At 57.1% G+C, this 16,887-nt stretch carries 15 protein-coding genes and 1 pseudogene; 10 read left to right on the forward strand and 6 right to left on the reverse strand.

Features of this window, described 5'->3' with window-relative positions; genetic code table 11:
• Positions 1 to 24: 24 nt before the first annotated feature.
• The 6 genes and pseudogenes from D8U70_RS04760 to tssI form a co-directional block, all read right to left on the reverse strand.
• Positions 25 to 186, reverse strand: a pseudogene (locus tag D8U70_RS04760) (phosphatidate cytidylyltransferase); the annotation flags it as partial.
• A gap of 43 nt (positions 187 to 229) precedes the next feature.
• The gene (locus tag D8U70_RS04765; RefSeq protein WP_130928402.1) at positions 230 to 850 is read right to left on the reverse strand and encodes a hypothetical protein; all 621 of its coding nucleotides are present in this window, start codon (positions 848 to 850) and stop codon (positions 230 to 232) included.
• A 26-nt stretch (positions 851 to 876) separates the two neighbouring features.
• Positions 877 to 3,207 carry a lipase family protein gene (locus D8U70_RS04770; RefSeq protein ID WP_130928403.1) on the reverse strand — a complete coding sequence of 777 codons (2,331 nt, stop codon included), beginning with the start codon at positions 3,205 to 3,207 and terminating at the stop codon, positions 877 to 879.
• Entirely contained in the window at positions 3,204 to 3,989 is a 786-nt protein-coding gene (locus tag D8U70_RS04775; protein WP_130928404.1) for a hypothetical protein, read from the reverse strand. The genes D8U70_RS04770 and D8U70_RS04775 overlap by 4 nt, the downstream gene beginning before the upstream one ends.
• Complete coding sequence (locus D8U70_RS04780; RefSeq protein WP_122751229.1) at positions 3,986 to 4,834, reverse strand: DUF4123 domain-containing protein; 849 nt, start codon at positions 4,832 to 4,834, stop codon at positions 3,986 to 3,988. Before D8U70_RS04780 ends, D8U70_RS04775 begins: the two co-directional genes overlap by 4 nt.
• Positions 4,831 to 6,855, reverse strand: coding sequence for a type VI secretion system tip protein TssI/VgrG (tssI, locus tag D8U70_RS04785; RefSeq protein WP_130928405.1), 2,025 nt, complete (start codon positions 6,853 to 6,855; stop codon positions 4,831 to 4,833). The genes D8U70_RS04780 and tssI overlap by 4 nt, the downstream gene beginning before the upstream one ends.
• A 697-nt stretch (positions 6,856 to 7,552) precedes the next feature.
• Between tssI and tssA the strand changes: the two genes are divergently transcribed.
• The 10 genes from tssA (at position 7,553) to tssG (ending at position 16,876) form a co-directional block, all read left to right on the forward strand.
• Positions 7,553 to 9,115, forward strand: coding sequence for a type VI secretion system protein TssA (gene tssA / locus D8U70_RS04790; protein WP_056790892.1), 1,563 nt, complete (start codon positions 7,553 to 7,555; stop codon positions 9,113 to 9,115).
• A gap of 32 nt (positions 9,116 to 9,147) precedes the next feature.
• Complete coding sequence (gene tssB / locus D8U70_RS04795) at positions 9,148 to 9,651, forward strand: type VI secretion system contractile sheath small subunit (RefSeq protein WP_016772498.1); 504 nt, start codon at positions 9,148 to 9,150, stop codon at positions 9,649 to 9,651.
• Positions 9,652 to 9,679: 28 nt separating this feature from the next.
• Positions 9,680 to 11,155 (forward strand): type VI secretion system contractile sheath large subunit, encoded by a 1,476-nt coding sequence (tssC, locus tag D8U70_RS04800; RefSeq protein ID WP_016772499.1) that lies wholly within the window; start codon positions 9,680 to 9,682, stop codon positions 11,153 to 11,155.
• A 9-nt stretch (positions 11,156 to 11,164) separates the two neighbouring features.
• Positions 11,165 to 11,572: a type VI secretion system baseplate subunit TssE gene (gene tssE / locus D8U70_RS04805; RefSeq protein WP_007920274.1), complete on the forward strand. Its 408-nt coding sequence runs from the start codon at positions 11,165 to 11,167 to the stop codon at positions 11,570 to 11,572.
• An 11-nt stretch (positions 11,573 to 11,583) separates the two neighbouring features.
• On the forward strand, positions 11,584 to 12,108 hold the full coding sequence (locus D8U70_RS04810; RefSeq protein WP_071172086.1) for a PAAR domain-containing protein: 525 nt from the start codon (positions 11,584 to 11,586) through the stop codon (positions 12,106 to 12,108).
• A 67-nt stretch (positions 12,109 to 12,175) separates the two neighbouring features.
• Positions 12,176 to 13,108: a DUF6402 family protein gene (locus tag D8U70_RS04815; protein WP_071172087.1), complete on the forward strand. Its 933-nt coding sequence runs from the start codon at positions 12,176 to 12,178 to the stop codon at positions 13,106 to 13,108.
• Positions 13,109 to 13,534: a hypothetical protein gene (locus D8U70_RS04820; protein ID WP_130928406.1), complete on the forward strand. Its 426-nt coding sequence runs from the start codon at positions 13,109 to 13,111 to the stop codon at positions 13,532 to 13,534. It begins immediately after the preceding gene.
• Positions 13,534 to 13,971, forward strand: a complete 438-nt coding sequence (locus tag D8U70_RS04825; protein WP_071172089.1) for a hypothetical protein — start codon at positions 13,534 to 13,536, stop codon at positions 13,969 to 13,971. Before D8U70_RS04820 ends, D8U70_RS04825 begins: the two co-directional genes overlap by 1 nt.
• Before the next feature lie 146 nt (positions 13,972 to 14,117).
• Positions 14,118 to 15,905 carry a type VI secretion system baseplate subunit TssF gene (gene tssF, locus D8U70_RS04830; protein ID WP_024014825.1) on the forward strand — a complete coding sequence of 596 codons (1,788 nt, stop codon included), beginning with the start codon at positions 14,118 to 14,120 and terminating at the stop codon, positions 15,903 to 15,905.
• On the forward strand, positions 15,869 to 16,876 hold the full coding sequence (tssG, locus tag D8U70_RS04835) for a type VI secretion system baseplate subunit TssG (protein ID WP_056790879.1): 1,008 nt from the start codon (positions 15,869 to 15,871) through the stop codon (positions 16,874 to 16,876). The genes tssF and tssG overlap by 37 nt, the downstream gene beginning before the upstream one ends.
• The last annotated feature ends 11 nt before the right edge of the window (positions 16,877 to 16,887 follow it).

A 16,887-nucleotide genomic window follows, 5' to 3' on the forward strand; every position in this document is an offset into this window, starting at 1 on the left:
TTGTGGTTGGAGCATTCGTCTAGATCAGACGGAGAAGAAGTAACGCGTCAGGTGAAAGAAGAGCGGTGCCGCGAAGCATATCGAGTCCATCCAATCGAGGATTTCGCCGTGACCTTTGATCATTGTGCCCCAGTCCTTCGCGCTCAGACTGCGTTTGATAGCGGACATGACCAAGCTGCCTAGCCAGCTTGCGGCAGTCATTGGGACTTAAGCGTCGGCAGCACGCCGACTACTCGGTCATCCGAACTGTTAATCGCAATGGCTTATCCTGGAATTGCTCAATTCGTAGCCTGCCCAAAATTTCATCGTTGGTACTCCGCCCTTTGCATACCAATTCATATTTGAAGACTTTACTTAACCGGGAGTCCGCATATTTACACTCGACTGAAAGCAAGTTCTCGTTCGACCCATGCTCGTCCAGTGGTTCATCTGCCAGGTCATTAATATGTATCCAGACGGCGCTTAAGCCAAGTTTCTCTGGATCCTCAGTCATGTCCATGATCCAGATCTTGATTTCGCTGAGGAGCGTGAGACAGCCCCCAATGCTGGGAAGTAATTTGACGTTGAACTTGGCGGTCTGCGCAGTGGGTTGCCAAGGTTGTTTAAATTTTTTGACTCCAAGGTTGGGGTCTCTTGCGTAGTTTTCTGGCGCGTAACAGTAATATGGGGAAAACGGCTGATAGTACGCTTCGGCGGTGACGCTAAAATTCGCAGGGATGTCCATGTTCAGTGTTGCCGAACTGGAGAACGAGTTGCATCCAGTTCCAAATATTATGAAGCTGGCCAATAACAAAGCGCGGATCGAGTGCGTTGCAGTGGCGAAGTTTAACTTGGGGGATAACGAGAGCATCGGTACTTCCTTGTTGACTGATTAAGTTAAATGAACGAATCAATATCCAGCTGAAACGGCGCGCCAACTGCATGTCCACCGGTCATCGCGGCGATAGCGGCGTCGTGGTCTTCAGCGGCTGGCGGGATCATCGCCAGTTGCTCCTGAACCAGGTTTTCAGGGTGGGCGTTCCAGCGCAGCAGACTTTCCTCGACCCATTCGGGCTGGTCGGCATAGCTGCCGTAAACGTCGGTCTCAGTGACCCGTTGACTGCGCAGCGCTGTCAGGCGGGCCTTGGTCATGCTGATCTTGTCTATTTCCTGATTGAGCATCAGCGTCTTGTGCGCGCGCTCCTGCTCTCGCACGTAAGAACGGTGGTTATTTTGCAGATCGCGCTTAACGGCCCGCAGCTGTTGCTGAATATTCTCCAGGGCGCTGCTGATCCACTCGTATTCGCGATTGGTCACCAGCGAACGCTTGCGCTGCAGTGCTTCCTGCCAACGGCGCAAGCTGGCCCAGCAGCCGGGGATGTAGCTGCCGACCATTGAGTGGTGACCTGCGGAGAACAACTGCCGCAGAAACGATCCGCGTTCGGGCAAGCCGTTGGTAGCGCGCAGGGCCTTGGCGCAGCCGTGATCGACGATCGTGCTGCAACCCGGCTCCCAGAGAAGGGAGGATCGGTGGTCCTTGTCGAACTCAACGGGCATGAAATGGCGCAAAGCACCGTGATGCCCATAGTCGTCGCCAAAGAAATTGATGATTCCCCAGATCAGCAGGCCGAGGCCGGCGACCGGGTTGAAGCCCAGCACCACGGCGTTGGTTGCGTACATCGGCCCAGGCTTGGCGAAAGTATTCATCCATGTGGCGGGAACGCTCGGAACCGGGTCGTTCTGATTGACGATGCGGTGGTGGGCCAATGCTTTGGCGCTTTCGATGAACGTGGTGTCACCAGCGCGGGGGGCGCCGTAGGTGTAGAGCACGATTTGCGGGGAGAACTCCAGGTTGCGTCTCAGCATCTCGGACAGGATCAGTGCAACTGCACCGCCCAGACTGTGACCCGTGATCAGCAGCTTTTGCCCGCTGTAGAATTTTTCCAGATAAGTCACGATAAATGGATAAGCCGCCAAAGCGCCACCGTAGAAACCGCGGTGCACTTTGCCTTCGCCTTCGGCAAAGAGAACCTGATAGGCATCCCCGTCACGCAAGCCGTCGGGCCAGAATTCACTGGTACCCCGCACGCTGATCAGGATCAGTTCGTCGTGGTGGCAGATGAAAGCCTGAGTGTCCGTGCTTTCGACCTGTTTGCGATCATCGAAAAAATGCAGTCTGGCGGGGTGTTCTTGTTGATTCCCTAACGCGGGGTCATTCACTTCGGGGTAAAGATTCGGGTCAAACGGCACCACTTCCAGGCGTTTCGAATACGGTACGTCTTCGTACAGTGGGTAGTATTTCTGCGTTTGCGAGTCATCGACCTTCCACAACTCGTCGAACTGCGGCAGCGCGTGGCCGAACCAGTTGCCGCTGCTGGGCTGTAGCGGAAAGCTTACCGTGTCGGTCTGCACCGGTTGAGTGTTGGGTTCCTGCCCGAAATCGGTGTAGCTCAGCGTCGCCATCACCGACAGCTGATAAAGGTTAAGCGCGCAGAACGCTTCGCCTGTCGACAGCATTGGCCGTAGCGCTCTCATCGGCCGTACTTCCAGCACATGGTGTTTGTTCGGCAGCAGTGCGACGCCCTTGGGCGGCGGCGGGGAAAACCCCAGTTCGACGGTGGCCATCTCCGCCGCACTCAAGATTGTGTGCAGTCCGCCATCCGCAGAAGTTTTATCGACGAGCGTGAAGTCTCTGGACTTCGCCGCCGATCGCATGAGCTTGTGCGCCGCCCTCTTCGGAGGGTCGCGACGAGCAACCAGTGGTGGCAGGTGGGCGATGTGCTTTACCAGTTCACTGACTTCGACCTGACAGTACGCATCGGTTTCGGACAGGTCCTTGGCGGGGTTGGCCTGGGTGCGAGTGCCTGTTTTGTGGAAGAAGCGGGTTTTTTCGGCGCGGACCTGGAGTTCGGTGATGGGGAGGGGATAGTGGGGGCGCTTTTGCAAAAATGTGTAAGATTTTTCGCTGCCTTGATAGCGGCTCTTCAATTTGAGTACTAGTGGACCGCAATAATGATCGTCGATCTTTGCAGATCCAGTCGCATCAAGTTTTCCGCTATGGACCGTGTCTTCGTAATCAATCACTTCGTAAGACAGACCAGCGTATGGCTTACCGTCGCCGAACTCGTCCACTAGCTGGAAGCTGGTACGATGGCCGCGTTTAGGGCAGGCATGTATGTCGCCCTGCATGAAGCGCAAATCGGTCGCCGAGAGAGTCTCAATGTTCATGGTGACCCTTGCTCCGTGCATCCCGGATAGATGGTGCAAACCCGCCCATCGACCATTTTGAAAGTGCTGAAATCTTTGTCGTTGCCGTAGCAAAAGGCGTATTGATCCTCGAAGTTGTCACCCATACAGCGCTTCCAGCCGCGGGGTACTTTGATCCAGGTATCGCCGATGGCTGGAAGTTCTTCACTTGCCAGCCTGACCTTCAGCGTCACCGTTTTGCCCTCAAGTTGAGTCAATGTGTACGCCGTGGAAGGTCTCGTTCGCAGCACGTTGCCCTGTGCATCCAAGTTTTTGCAGGTCAGCAGTTTGATCAGGGAACGATGTGGACCGACGGTGCGGAATGACCACCTGCATTCACCATAAAACTCACCCTTGCCGTCCTCACTGAAAGTCCCCATCTGTCGTTCCAACAGCTCCAGGCGTACAGCAATCGAGGCGTAGTCATAACTGAAGTTGCTTCGCCCTGAACCATAAATACCGATGACCTTGATCTCGATGTAATTCAGCGCCAGAGGACATTCGCTTACGGTTCTGTAAAGCGGGATCTCGGAAGTCCCTTCGTACTTCATATTGGTTTTGTTGAATCCCAGCTGAGTGTTTCTCCCGCCAGGCACGGTGCATGTTTGGCCCTTGGCCGGAACATAGGTGGCCGTCAGGTCGTACTTGAATCCAGGTGGAAAATCCGGAACAAACATAAAGGTGTTCGGGGTCTTCACCGTCGTACAACCCACCAGCAATCCCAGGCAACCACTCAGCAGCAACCCTCGTTTCAAGTGCCTCATCGACCTACCTCTCCCTGCCAATACAACGCTTCCTGATATACCCGCTTAAAATGCATCGCCGGATCTTCACCGGGTTTGGGCAGCCATGATTTGCCTGGCCGATATCCCGGTAACTGCAAACTGCGGGTCAGCAAGAAATGCACTTGCTCCGGTTGTTGCCAGCCCCACAAGTGCGTCAGTTGAATCAGGCCCCACAGCCACTCATCGACGTCGAGCTGTTCGGCCAGCGTGGCCATTGCTTCGGTGTGTTCGCCGACCAGATAACGGCGGGTGTTGTCGAACAGCACGTTGGCGTAGATCAGCTCCGGGGTCGGCGTGTGCAGCCAAGGCGGATCCATCGGCAGCGGGTGGTGGCCGGGGTCCGGGTTGTCGATGGCGTTCCATCGCTCTGCGTGCCAATAGCAGACGCTGTTGAATGGCCCGAGAAACGCCGCGCGGTGCTCGGGTTGCAGGTGCGCCAGCGCACGTCCCAGAACCCGGTTGTCATGCACGCGGTACACCGCCTGATTCGGGCGTTCGCCGGTTATCAGGCGCTCGCGCCAATGCGCCGCCAGCAGATCAAGTTCGACGTGACGGGCACTGGCCAGCCAGCCCCAATTGCGCTCGGGCGTGGCGAGCAAGGTCTGGATGGCGGGATGCTGCGCCGTATCGATTTGCAACAGCAGCGGGCCGGTCGGCACCAGCGACTCGGCCGGCGTGCCGCTGTAGAGCGGACGAAACCGCTCGGTGCCGAGGTCGCGGGTCAACGCAGCGTGCTCTGCGCTTTGGCCGTCGGTGTCGAGCATCAGATACAGTTCGCAGCCGGCGCGGGACTGAGCGTGCAACCATTGTTCGACCGGGCTCATGCGACTTCTCCCAGCTCGCACAGACCCGCTGCGCAGGCTTCGCACAGCGGGCAAAAATCCGCTGCCTGCTGGCGGGCACTGTTGACGATCGACAGCGGCGTGGCGTTGATCGCAGCTGGCAGGCCGGCCTCAACTTGCAGCGTTTGTAGCGGTGCGAGACCCGGCAGTGGCGCGCCGCCCTGAACGATGGGCACGCTGCTGAAAATCCCGCCGGCATTGATCACGATGTGATGACCGCCCGCTGACAGCGTCAGGCTCATGCCGGCATCGATCACCACGTTGCTTGCCGTGACATGCGCCTGCTGGCCGGCCTGGATCACCAGAGCGCCCAGGGTCTGGCTGCTGGTGCCGCTGACCTGCAACAAGTCGTCGGCGTTGATTACTGTGCTTCGCAGTCCTTGATGAGTGCGCGAATCCTTGCCCTCGATGAGACTGGTGCTGTCATTGCCGACATGCTCATGGCGGTCGCGAGTGATCAGGCTGCGGCTGTCGTTGAGGATCAGTTGCTCGAGGTCGCGCTGCGCGCGCAGGTAGATCTTCTCCTGCCCGGCGCGATCCTCGATCGACAGTTCGTTGTAGCCGCCATTGCGCGGTGAGCTCTGGCTGCGTAATACCGTGCGGGTTTTACTCGCCGGCAAGGGATGGGCGACGGCATTGACCTTGTTGGCGATGCAGCCGGTAATCAGCGGTTGGTCCGGGTCGCCTTCCTGGAAGGTCACGACCACTTCCATGTCGACCCGGGGAATGGTCACCGCACCAAATCCGTCACCTGCCCAACTGGAAGCTACGCGTAACCAGCAGCTGCTTTTTTCGCTGTTGCGTTCAGCGCGATCCCAGGGAAACTCGACACGAACCCTGCCGTACTCATCGCAGAAGATCTCTTCTCCGGGAGGCCCGGTAACGCGCGCGGTCTGGCAGACCAGCAAGGGTCTTGGCGCGGGCAAAGGCGGGCGGAAAACCACTTCTGCGGGAATGGCCCTGAAGGTATTGCGATAGCCCTGGGAAAAACCATCGGCAGGTTTCGCCTCGCTGCTGAAAGCCTCTTCGAGCACTGCCGGTTGCTTGCCTTCGTGACTGAGACTGACCAACAGCCACAACTCGTTGCACTCGGCCCTGGGATGTTCGCTCAGCTCGAACAGGTGACCGCTGCGCAAAATCGCCTGATCGCTTTTGCCTTCAATCCATTGATAGTCGCTGCGATGGCGCTCCAAGGCCTGACGCGCCAGCTGTTTGCCGTGCTTCTCGGACTTCATCAACAGTGGATAGCGATAGTCCTCCAGAGCCGGCGTGAACTCTGCGGTGAAGCGGCTTTCCAGCAGCAGGCTTGGCCGCTTGAGGTCATAGTCACGGCGGGTGACGGTGCTGGTACGGGTGTTGAAGCCCATGGTCAGGTGGTTGACCACCGGGTGTTCGGCAACCATGCCGCTATCAACCCGAAAGGCTGTCGTACCCAATTTGGGTGCGAACACCGGGCTGTCGCTGAATACCAGTAAGTGCCCGTCGAGCGAATGTTGATGGTGCCAGGCGATACCCTCTTCGGCGCACAGGCGCTGGATGAACAGGAAGTCGCTTTCGCCGTATTGCGTGCAGTACTCACGAGGCTCACCGGCGGCGACATTGAACGTGAAGTCATCGGCCTGGATGCCATGCCCTTTGAGGACTTGCGCGACGATGTGCGGCACGGTCAGTTGCTGGAAAATCCGCTGGTCGTGGCTCAGTTGCAGATAATGCAGCGCCGGTACCAGTGTCAGTTCATAACGGGTCAGGCGCTTACCTGATTCGCCGAGCATGACGTTTTCGATCCGCCCGTGAATGCCTTCGCCCGCTGATCCGAACTGCAGAAACGCGGGCTGGCTGAGGAGGCTTTCCAGATCGAAATCCGCGTGCTCGCTCACCAGCTCGATGCGAAATGCGTACAGCTGACTGATGGCTTCGGTGCCCGTGAACGCGAGCACCTTGAAGTCGTGACGAATGGTCGGGATGTGCAGTGAGAATGGCGCGCAGTGGCCTTTGCCGAACATGGGCTTGTCCTTAAGCAAAGTGAGTCAAAGCGCGATACCGTCCTCCCTGATCGCCGCGCATGAAAAGTTGCCAGGGCAAGCTAGCGGCGCGGCAAACTAATTGATGTAAGAAGTATCCCTGAAATTTGTCAGAGTATTCCGGTGTGGAAGTCTTGGTTGGGATGCGAGAAGTGTCTGTAGGACGCGGCTTGGATAACTATCGAAGTGCCAGTATTTGCCGGGGAAGTAAAGTTTCAGAATAATGAAATGCCATCATTATAGTGGCACTTTTTGCATTGATCGTTGTCGCTGCAACTTCTCGATGGGACCCGATCATTTTCGGAAGTGTCCTACTTCTATTTTTTTTTGAATTTGGCATGCTGCACGCCGCTCGAGGGTGCGGGCGTCAGGTAAACTCGCCCGGCTGCGGCCGAGGCTCTGGGACAATGGTTTGGCGGGAGCCGGGAAAATGCGCTGATCAATAAACGGCATCAGGGAAACCCCTGCGACATATAGGGTGATCTCCTACAGACCTCAATGAACAGTTCGTCTTGTTGTTTAATCAGATGCTTGCTAGTGGCCATCATAGTGATTACGATGCGCCCACTTGAAAGAGCACATCTCAATTGGATGAGTCGCTGAACTGCTCTTCGATACTGTCCCGCGTTGCTGAAACTCCATTCGCGCGCATGACTGTAATCCTTAATAAAGGCCATGGATGTCCTACTCAAGCAAACTTTCCGCCCATTACCTCGAACTCGCAAAAGTCTCTGTTTCCAAAGAGAATTTCGCGGGCGAAGACGTTCGTTTTTCGAGCGAGTTCGAGGCGCTGGAAAGTGAGCTGGCCAAGGCTTCGTCGATGCACGAAAGCGGGCAGATCGACTGGCTGAAAATCCGCGAAAACAGCGAAAATCTGCTGCGTACCCAATCCAAGGATCTGCGTGTCGGCGCCTGGCTGACCTGGTCGCTGTACCAGCGCGAATCCTTCCCCGGGCTGCTCGCCGGCCTCGGTCTGCTGCACCATCTGTCGGAAAACAACTGGGCCGACGTCCACCCGCTCAAACCCCGCACCCGTGCCGCCGCGATCGGCTGGCTGGTGCCGCGTCTCGAGCAGGTCATCACCGAAAACATTGCGATCAAAGAGCAGTTGCCGATGTTCCGGCAGCTATCCGAGCACCTGGCCGGCCTTGAGGCCGCGTGCACTGAGCATCTGGGCGATGACGCGCCGCTGCTGCTGCCGATCTCCCGCCGCCTGAAAACCATGATTCAGCGCGCCGCCGACAACCAGCCGGCGCCCGGCGTGGTGGGCGCGGCGGTGGCGCAGGTCAAGCAGGCCGCGACCCAACTGCTCACCCCTGGCGCGCCGATCGACAACGAGCGGGATGCGCACAAAGCCCTGCGCGCCCAGCAGGACAGCGCCCGGCCGTTGTGTGCCTGGTGGCTCAAGCAGAAGGCTACCGACCTGCGTGCCCTGCGCCTCAATCGCACGCTGCTGTGGATGACCATCGACGCGGTGCCCGAGCGCAACGCCGAGCAGATCACCGTGCTGCGCGGTCTGCCGCTGGAAAAGCTCAAGCTCTATCAGGACCGTTTCGATCAGGGCAAATACGCCGACCTGCTGGTGGAACTGGAGGCGAGCCTGGCGAAGGCGCCGTTCTGGTTCGATGGCCAGAGGATGGTCTGGGAATGTCTCCAGAACCTCAACGCCGAATTGGCAATGCGCGAAGTGGAAATCCACTTCGCGCTTTTGATTCAGCGCCTGCCGGGCATCATCGAGTTGCGCTTCCATGACGGCGCGCCGTTTGCCGATCCGTCCACCCGGGCGTGGATCGCCGCCAATGTCATGCCGCACCTGCAAAGCGCCAGCGCGCCGCGCAAGGTCGAAAGCGAGAACGTCGAAACCCAGCCGGCCTGGGAAAAAGCCCTCGAGGAAGTCCAGCCGATCCTGCGCAAGGAAGGCTTGAAGCCGGCCGTGCAGATTCTCAAGCAGGGCCTGCAATCGGCCCACGGTGGCCGTGAACGCTTCTTCTGGCAGTTCACCCTCGCGCGGCTGTGTTTCCTGGCCAAGAAATACGAACTGGCCAAGAACCAGCTCGAAACCCTCGATCAGACATTACAGGACTCAGGCCTGCACGCCTGGGAGCCCGATCTTGCATTGCAAGTGCTGCACCTGCTGCACAGTTGCTGCGAGTTGTTGCCGCAGAACCACGCCGTACGTGAAAGCAAGGAAGAGATTTATCGCAGGCTGTGCCACCTCGACCTCGAAGTGGTACTCGAATAGGCCCCAGGGCCACAACCGCAAGGAGAAAAGCCATGGCCAAAGAAGGCTCGGTAGCCCCCAAGGAACGCATCAACGTCACCTTCAAACCCGCCACCGGCGGAGCTCAGGAAGAGATTGAACTGCCGCTGAAGCTGCTGGCAATCGGTGACTACACCCACCGCAAGGACGATCGCAAAATCGAAGATCGCAAGCCGATCAGCATCGACAAGATGACCTTCGACGAAGTGTTGGCCAAGCAAGAGCTGGGTCTGACGCTGAGCGTGCCGAACCGTCTGCAGGAAGATGGCGAGGCTGAAGAGCTGGCCGTGCAATTGCGCGTCAATTCGATGAAGGACTTCAACCCGGCCAGCCTGGTCGAGCAAGTGCCTGAGCTGAAAAAACTGATGGAACTGCGCGATGCGCTGGTGGCCCTCAAAGGCCCGCTGGGTAACGCACCTGCGTTCCGTAAAGCGATCGAAGGCGTGCTCGCCGACGACGAATCCCGCGGTCGCGTACTCGGTGAGCTGGGCCTGAACGCCGCAGCCCCGGACGCCTGAGACTCCAGTAGCCAAGGAAGCCAACACAATGAGCACTAGCGCAGCACAAGAGAAGAGCGCCGCCAGCGGCGAATACAGCATTCTCGACAGCATCATCGCCGAAACCCGTCTGACCCCGGACGACGAAGCCTACGACATCGCCAAGCGTGGCGTGTCGGCGTTCATCGAAGAGCTGCTCAAGCCGCAGAACAACGGTGAGCCGGTCAAGAAAGCCATGGTTGACCGCATGATCGCCGAGATCGATGCCAAGCTCAGCCGTCAGATGGACGAGATCCTGCACCACCCGGATTTCCAGGCGCTGGAATCGTCGTGGCGTGGTCTGCAGTTGCTGGTCGACCGCACCAACTTCCGCGAAAACATCAAGATCGAAATCCTCAACGTCTCCAAAGAAGACCTGCTGGACGATTTCGAAGATTCGCCGGAAGTCATGCAGTCGGGCCTGTACAAGCACATCTACACCGCTGAATACGGCCAGTTCGGTGGTCAGCCGGTGGGCGCGATCATCGCCAACTACTACATGTCGCCAAGCTCGCCAGACGTCAAGCTGATGCAGTACGTGGCCAGCGTTTCTTGCATGTCCCACGCGCCGTTCATCGCTGCCGCCGGGCCGAAATTCTTCGGTCTGGAAAGCTTCACCGGCCTGCCGGATCTGAAAGATCTGAAAGACCACTTCGAAGGCCCGCAATTCGCCAAATGGCAGAGCTTCCGTACTTCGGAAGACTCGCGCTACGTTGGCCTGACCGTGCCACGTTTCCTGCTGCGCAACCCGTACGATCCGGAAGAAAACCCGGTGAAATCGTTCGTGTACAAGGAAACCGTTGCCAACAGCCATGAGCATTACCTGTGGGGCAACACCGCTTACGCCTTCGGCACCAAGCTGACCGACAGCTTCGCCAAATTCCGCTGGTGCCCGAACATCATCGGCCCGCAGAGCGGTGGCGCGGTTGAAGACCTGCCTCTGCACCATTTCGAAAGCATGGGCGAAATCGAAACCAAGATCCCTACCGAAGTATTGGTTTCCGACCGTCGTGAATACGAACTGGCCGAGGAAGGCTTCATCTCCCTGACCATGCGCAAAGGCTCCGACAACGCGGCGTTTTTCTCCGCAAGCTCGGTACAGAAGCCGAAGTTCTTCGGCATCAGCGCAGAAGGCAAGGCGGCAGAGCTGAACTACAAGCTCGGCACCCAACTGCCGTACATGATGATCGTCAACCGTCTGGCTCACTACTTGAAAGTGCTGCAGCGCGAGCAACTCGGTTCGTGGAAAGAGCGTACCGACCTCGAGCTGGAACTGAACAAGTGGATCCGTCAGTACGTGGCCGACCAGGAAAACCCGAGCGCCGAAGTGCGTGGCCGTCGTCCGCTGCGCGCTGCGCAAGTGATCGTCAGCGACGTAGAAGGCGAGCCGGGCTGGTACCGCGTGAGCTTGAACGTGCGTCCGCACTTCAAGTACATGGGTGCCGATTTCACCCTGTCGCTGGTTGGCAAGCTGGACAAAGAGTAAGAGCGACTCATGGACGGATACGGCAGCCTGTTCGAACGCCTCAACGGCGACGCACAACTACGCAAGGGCAACAGCCTTGAAGCTTGCGCCATGGCGTCAGTGGCTGCCCATCTGGCCAAAATGCTCAGCACCCGGGCCGGCAGCGTGCAAACGCTGGCCGACTACGGGTTGCCCGATCTCAATGACATGCGCCTGAGCCTGCACGACTCGCTGAGTCAGGCCCGCCTGGCTATCGAAAACTTCATCGAAGCCTACGAGCCACGCCTGAGCAACGTGCGTGTCATTTCCCTGCCGCGTGACCACGATCAACTGCGCCTGGCCTTCAGTATCGAAGGCCTGCTGGAAGTCGAGGGTTTCAAGCGTCAGGTCAGTTTCTCCGCGCGCCTGGATGGCAGCGGTCAAGTCAAGGTCACCTAAGGAGATCCCCGATGTCTGGCAAACCCGCAGCACGCGTATCCGACCCCACCGCTTGCCCGCTCCCCGGCCACGGCACCAACCCGATCGCCGCCGGTTCCGGCGACGTGTTCTTCGACGGCCTCGCGGCCGCCCGCCAAGGCGATGCCTCGGCGTGTGGTGGTGCGTTGGTCGGCGATCTTGCCACTACCGTTTTGATCAACGGCAAACCGGCCGCCACGGTTGATTCGGTGGGGACCCATGGCAACAAGGTTACGGCTGGGTCCGGGACGGTGATTATTGGCAATTCGCATTCGCCAGCGCCGTTTGTTCCGCCGTTGCCGGTGGAGCTCAGTTGGCCGTTCAATGAGCACTTCGTCATCAATTGTCAGGACACCGGAAAACCGTTGTCCGGAATCGAGTACACATTGAAAACGGCATCCGGAAAAACCGTGAACGGTGTTACGGGCGCCGATGGCAAGACAAAGATGATTCATTCGGAGATCGCCGAGCCTGTTGAGCTGATCATTGAACAGCAAACTAAGGTGGCGATCGCTTGAGAATGTACAGAATGGCTCTCCGCTGTCTGTGGCAGGGTGGACGAGTAACAATGACCGGGATGTTGAAATGGCAAATACAACAGTAACTGCGACGCTGTCGCCGGCGAGTAACAAGACCGGGCAGACGGCAACTGCACGTCGATTTTCAGTCTCAGACATCCCTGGGGCAATGGACAAAATAAACTGGCCTGTTGCTGCTGGATTGATGCGCTATTGGTTTAAAGGCAATCCATGGGCCACCGAAGATGGCGGGATGGATGAACTCACCAAGGATCATAAAAAAGAGCCACTCGATCCCTATATAGAAAGCTCGATCGTAAAAATGGCTTGGGTGCTAAAGTTTGAACGCGCCAACAAGGTATTTAAAGAACTAAAGCTGAAATGGAATAGTCCGAACGCGCTGATTCGAATGCGTAATGATTTTCCGGCGAAGTTCGCAGGTAAAGTCGACGGTGCCTATCAGCAAAAATTTGGAAGTGCACGGGACGCTGAGAAATTTGGGTATACCAATACAATTTCGATTCAGACCTCAAATGCTAATGTTTTTCTGTTGGATGAACTTAGGGGTGCCCTTGCAAATTTCAATATGAGGGTCATTGCCGAAGGTGAAATTATTATTGCCTCAGGAAAAATCAGCTTTCTGGTTAATCGTCTGGGGTATTACGTTGATGATAGTTACGATTTCAGCGACGTGGGCAACCGTTTCAGTCAGCCTCTGGGTTATTGGAATTATGACGGTGTAGCTGATCCAGTAACAAGCAATGGGTCGAATTTCCTTGCGGCAATGGGTAAAGCAGAAATGGCCAGAACCGCTGCAATGCGTGGGGAGGACGTACAAGCTCTATTTAGGGATATAGACGGTAAACGCTACCACTTGATCCAAAACAGTGATTTTGCCGAGTACCGGGCGACGTATGGAAAAGGCGGAGATTTTACCGTGTATTCTGACATTTTGTATGAGGACGTAACTCCGCCTGTCTTAATCAAGGTAGTTGAGTAGATGCCTCTCAGAATCCCAGGTCTGGTTTTGTCAGCGACCCTGATGTTCGGGGCACTATCGTTTTATTCATTTATCGATAATCTTTCTGTGCGGCGTCCAGCTGTTATCGAGTTAAGTGATTCAAGGCAGTATATTGTTGAGCGTGTAGATTTTCCGTCTTTATTTTTCGGCGAAGATTTTTCTTATCTGCGAGTTACAGATCAAGATGCGCCTAAGTATATTTACCGTAGTCCTCTGTATCCAACCCGACTCTTGCTCCTGCAAGTAAATGAAGGCGAGGGAAGGGTAAGTGTTCCTAATATAGATTTTCTCACGGCTGAGAAGATATTTGTTTTTCATGATCGCCGTTGGATGGATCATGCGATGAATTATTTTGTGAGCAATACACCGTACGTTGTCGAGTCATTGGGTGAGGGTGAAAGATAATGGCTGGCCTGAAGTATTTAATATTTCATAAGTACAGGAAGGCGGCTTTCTGGGTGGCTGTATTATTTGTGTTTTTTTCTGTTTCATTGTTTTTTGTTGTGTCTGCCATGCGAAATTACCCGGCTAGCTCAACGGTAATTAGCCCTTCCGGCCGATATGTTATGGAAAACGTGCGGGTTGGAAAGATTCTTACCCTCGGTGGAATGGCCTATTTGAGAGTTATTGACAGGCAAAATCCGCAAGAAGTTTATCGTACACCGCTGTATGACACTCAGTCGTTGGACATGAGGGCATCAGAGAATGCATCAACTGTCGGTATTGTATGGATATATTTTAATAAGGATAAGAAAACTTTCGAGATAGCATTGCCTCAATGGGAAACCCATTGGTTGAATATTTTTATCAGTAATACGCCGTATGTATATCTTGAGAACTGAGATCCGTATGGGCCATTACGCAAATCTAGCCTGCACGCCTGATCTTAAGTTCAGGTCGGATACCGCGCATCATGCACAGGACAATCGGGACTGCGAATCCGGGCGGGATATTTTTTTGATGAGTTCCACTACCAGGCAGGTACCCCGTGTCCTTTAACCACTACTACCAAAGCGAACTCACCGCACTGCGTCAGCTCGGTCGCCGTTTCGCCGAGCGTAGTCCGGCGCTGGCACCGTATCTGGGCCAGGCCGGGCGGGATCCGGATGTGGAGCGGTTGCTCGAAGGCTTTGCGTTTCTGACCGGGCGCCTGCGGCAGAAGCTCGATGACGAACTGCCGGAGCTCAGCCATTCGCTGATGCAGCTGCTGTGGCCGAACTACATGCGCCCGCTGCCGGCGTTCAGCATTCTGCAGTTCGATCCGCTCAAGCGTTCCGGGCCGGCGCTGCTGGTTGAGCGCGATACGCCGATCGAGAGCAAGCCGATCGAAGACGTGCGCTGCCGCTTCCGTACGTGCTACCCGACCGAGGTGTTGCCGCTGGATCTGGCTGCGCTGAATTACTCGGTGAAGGGCGATGGCTCGCTGCTCAGCCTGCGTCTGGAAATGAGCGCTGACGGCCACCTCGGCGAACTGGAGCTGAGCAAGTTGCGCCTGCACTTTGCCGGTGAGCGCTACATCAGCCAGATGCTCTACCTGAGCCTGCTGCGCAACCTCGACGGCATCGAACTGATCCCGCTCGACGGCGCCGGCAAGCCGATTGATGGCGTCAGCGGCAAGCCGATGGCGTTCAAGATTCCCGGTGACCGGGTGAAACCGGTGGGTTTTGCCGAAGAAGAAGCGTTGATCCCGTATCCGCTGAACACCTTCCGTGGCTATCGCTATTTGCAGGAATACTTCGCCTTCCAGGACAAATTCCTCTTCGTCGACGTCAACGGTCTGGACATTCTCAAGGCGCTGCCGGAAGACACCCTCAAGCAGATGCGCGGCCTCGAATTGCGTTTTGACATTCGCAAGAGCGGCATCATGCGCATGCGCCCGACGCTCGATAACGTGAAGCTGTTCTGCACGCCGATCGTCAATCTGTTCGAGCACGACGCGCTGCCGATCCGTCTCGATGGCAAGCAGGATGAGTACCTGTTGCTGCCGGCGGAATACGACCTGGAAAACTGCGGCGTGTTCTCGGTGGAAACCGTCACTGGCTGGAAGCCCGGCGGTCTCGGTTATCAGGAGTACGTGCCGTTCGAGTCCTTCGAGCACGACCCGAGTTTCGATGTGCCCAACAGCCGTCCGCATTACAGCATCCGCCAGCGTTCGTCCTTGCTGCATGACGGCCTCGACACTTACCTGAGCTTCGGCATCCGCCACACCGAAGCCCACGAAACCCTGTCGATCGAGCTGATGTGCACCAACCAGAACCTGCCGAAAAAGCTCAAGCTCGGCGACATCTGCATGGCCAGCGAGCAGACTCCGGAATTCCTCAGTTTCCGCAACATCACCCCGGCCACTCCGAGTTTCGCGCCGCCGCTGAACCGTGACTTCCTGTGGAAGCTGATCAGCAACATGTCGCTTAACTATCTGTCGCTGGCCGACGTCAATGCGTTGAAGGTGATTCTGGAAACCTACGACCTGCCGCGCTACTACGACCAGCACGCGGAGAAGGTCAGCAAGCGCCTGCTCGGCGGCCTCAAGCACATCAAGCATCATCACGTCGACCGCCTGCATCGCGGTCTGCCGGTGCGCGGTCTGCGCACCGAACTGACCATCGACCCGGAAGGCTATATCGGCGAAGGCGACCTGTTCGTCTTCGCTTCGGTTCTCAACGAGTTTTTCGCGCTTTACGCCAGTCTCAATTCATTCCATGAGCTGCGGGTAAAAAGCACACAGGGAGAGGTGTACCAATGGACACCACGTATGGGCCTGCAGCCCCTGCTTTAAGCGGGCTGACCAAGGTAATACGCGAGTACTCGCTGTTTCAGGCCGTGCTGCTGGTGATCGACCGGCTGCGCGAGGCACACCCGCATCTGAGCGAAGACGATCTGTACGACCAGGTCGAGTTCCAGGCCAACCCGAGCCTGGGCTTTCCGCGCAGCGACGTCGATCGCGTCGAGTTTTTCGAAGAGCACGGCAAGATGCGCGCGCGCATGCGCTTCAACCTGATCGGCCTGGTCGGCTCCGGTTCGCCGCTGCCGGCGTTCTATGGCGAACAAGCCTTGGGCGACAGCGAGGACGGCAACCCGACGCGCAATTTCCTCGACCTGTTCCACCATCGCCTGCAACGACTGATGCTGCCGATCTGGCGCAAGTATCGCTACCGCGCGAGCTTCCAGAGCGGCGCGATCGATCCGTTCTCGGCGCAACTTTTTGCGCTGATCGGCCTGGGCGGCGACGAGATCCGCAAGGCCAAGGAACTCAACTGGAAACGCCTGTTGCCGTACCTCGGCCTGCTCAGTCTGCGGGCGCACTCGGCGGCGCTGATCGAAGCCGTGCTGCGTTACTACTTCAAGCACGAAGACCTGGTCATCGAGCAGTGCATCGAGCGCCGCGTGGAAATCCTCGACGAGCAGCGCAATCGTTTGGGCCGCGCCAACAGCGTACTCGGCGAAGACCTGGTGCTGGGCGAGCACGTGCGCGATCGCAGCGGCAAATTCCGCATTCACATCACCGAACTCGACTGGCAGCGATTCCATGAATTCCTGCCGATCGGTTTCGGCTACCAGCCGCTCTGCGCGCTGGTGCGGTTCACCTTGCGTGACCCGCTCGATTACGACATTCGCCTGGTCCTGCGCCAGGAAGAAATCCGCGAACTGCGCATCGGTGAGCAGAACGCCTGTCGCCTCGGTTGGACCAGTTGGCTGGGCCGCGAAAAAGCGGACGGCGTGGTGACCCTGGGCAGCAAAATTCATTAAGGACGTGAGCC

The organism is Pseudomonas sp. Sample_20 (genome assembly GCF_004307585.1).
Lineage (GTDB): Bacteria > Pseudomonadota > Gammaproteobacteria > Pseudomonadales > Pseudomonadaceae > Aquipseudomonas > Aquipseudomonas atacamensis.